Source organism: Streptomyces sp. NPDC087420 (assembly GCF_044744165.1).
GTDB lineage: Bacteria > Actinomycetota > Actinomycetes > Streptomycetales > Streptomycetaceae > Streptomyces.
Window position 1 is genome coordinate 1 of record NZ_JBIUXU010000039.1, and the last position, 2,675, is coordinate 2,675.

The 2,675-nt window shown below is 65.3% G+C and carries 1 protein-coding gene; it reads right to left on the reverse strand.

The features are described 5' to 3' along the window. The coding region (locus ACIO1C_RS35910) for a type I polyketide synthase (RefSeq protein ID WP_401872023.1) at window positions 1–2,670 on the reverse strand (2,670 nt) is incomplete at its 3' end. Window positions 2,671–2,675 lie beyond the last annotated feature (5 nt).

Here is a 2,675-nt window from a genome sequence, read left to right on the forward strand (position 1 = left end):
TGCGGCGTGGAGTGTGGCGTCGAGCAGTGCGGGGTGGATGTTGTAGGTGTCGGGGTCGGTGGGAAGGTCGATCTCCGCGTAGATGTGGTCGTTGTGACGCCACATCTGACGCAGCCCTTGGAAGGTTGCGCCGTAGTGGTATCCGTATGTGGCGAGGGTGTCGTAGGAGATGTCGACGGGCTGTGCGCCGGCGGGGGGCCAGGCGGTGAGATCCCAGTCCGGGACAGGCGTATCGACGTCCAGGACGCCCGTCGCGTGACAGGTCCAGGACGTGTCGGCGCTCGTGTCGGGGCGTGCGTCGATACGGATCGAACGTGCGCCGTCACCCGCGGTGGCCTCGCCCACCTCCACCCGCAGCCGTATCGCACCGTATTCGGGCAGGACGAGCGGGGTCTGCACGGTCAGTTCACGGATGCTGCCGCAACCGACCCGGTCGGCGGCATGCACCGCCAACTCGACGAAGGCGGCACCGGGCAACACGATCGTGTCGGCAACCTCGTGGTCGGCCAGCCACCGATGGGTGGCCAGGGAGATCCGGCCGCTGAAGACCATGCTGGTGGCACCCTCGGTGACAGCACCGAGCAGTGGATGACCCGCCGCCGTCAGTCCGACAGCACCGACATCACGTCGGCCGGCGTCGGGACCGAGCCAGTAACGCGCCCGCTGGAAAGGATAGGTGGGCAAGGTCACATGACGGCCACCACGCTGATGCGCGGGAACACAGTGGGTGGTGGCACCGGCGGTGAAGGCATCACCGGCGGAACGCAGGAAACAGCTCAGGTCACCCTTGTCCCGACGCAACGTCCCGATACTGCGGGCGGACCTGTCCGCACTGTCAATGGTCTCCTGCACACCGGGAACCAGAACGGGATGGGGACTGCACTCGATGAAGACGTCGAAGCCGTCTGCCAACAACAGCCTCGTCGCGACTTCGAACTCAACAGTGCTGCGAAGATTACGAAACCAGTAATCGGCATTCAATTCTGTGGTATCGACCCGCTGCCCGGTGACGGTGGAATAGAAGTCGACATCACTGTGCTGAGGGCGGATCGGCGCCAGCAGGTCCAGCACCTCATCACGAATTTGGTCGACGTGTCGGGAATGTGATGCGTAATCCACGGGGATTCGCCAGGTACGTACACCCTCGGCCTCAAAAGCGGCCTCCAGCTGATCGAGGGCATGCGCGCTGCCCGAGACCACCGTGGAACTGGGGCCGTTGATCGCGGCGATACCGATATCACCCTCCCACCGCTGCAAGCGCGGCCGCACCTGACCGACCGACAGCGCGACGGAAACCATGCCACCCTGCCCGGCCAGCGCACGAATGGCCCGACTACGCAACGCCACGACCCGCGCCGCGTCCTCCAGCGACAACGCACCGGCCACACACGCCGCGGCGATCTCCCCCTGCGAATGCCCCAGCACCGCGGCCGGCCGCAATCCCTGCGACTGCCACAACGCCGCCAGAGAAACCATCACCGCGAACAACGCCGGCTGCACCACATCCACCCGCGTCAGCAAAGCCGCACCACCATCGGTCAGCAAGACCTCCAGCAGATCCCAATCAACATACACAGACAAAGCGTGCGCACACTCATCGAGCCGGGCCCGAAACACCGGAGCCGTCACATACAGATCACGAGCCATCGCATCCCACTGCGAACCCTGCCCCGGAAACACCAACACCGTATTACCGGCACCAGCCGTCCCCGTCACCACATCTTCGGCGGAAACACCATCCGCGAGACAACTCAACCCCGCCAGCAACTGATCACGAGTGGCACCGACCACCGCACCACGATGCTCGAACACAGAACGCGCCGCCAACGTCGCGGCGACATCCACGACCGACACCCCGGAGTCGACGGCCGCCGCGATCCGCCCCGCGTACGACCGCAACGCCTCCTCCGTCCGCGCCGACAGCACCCATCCGACCGGCCCTGCCGCAACATCCACAACCGGCTCCGAGGACAACGACCCCGACGACCCGGCCCCGGACACCTGCTCCACCCCGGGCGCCTGCTCCAAGATCACATGAGCGTTGGTACCGCTGATACCGAACGACGACACCCCAGCACGACGCGGCCGCCCCCTCGAAGGCCACTCACGAAGCTCGGTGAGCAACCGGACCCCCCCGGGTCCCCAGTCCACATGCGACGTCGGCTCATCAACATGCAACGTAGGAGGCAGCACACCACGACGCAATGCCTCCACCATCTTGATCACACCACCGATCCCGGCCGCCGCCATGGTGTGACCAATATTCGATTTCAACGAACCCAACCACAACGGCTGATCCTGAGAATGCTCCCTCCCGTACGTGGCCAACAACGCCTGCGCCTCGATCGGATCACCGAGCTTCGTACCCGTACCATGCCCCTCGACAACATCGATATCCGCACCGGTGAGTCCGGCATTGGACAACGCCCCGCGGATCACCCGCTGCTGCGACGGACCGTTCGGCGCGGTCAGACCGTTCGAAGCACCATCCTGATTCACCGCCGAACCTCGCACCACCGCCAACACCCGATGCCCATTGGCACGCGCGTCGGACAACCGCTCGAGCACCACCAACCCCGCACCCTCACCCCAACCAGTACCGTCGGCCGACTCCGCGAACGCCTTGCACCGCCCGTCAACGGACAACCCACGCTGCCGGGAAAACTCCACCAACA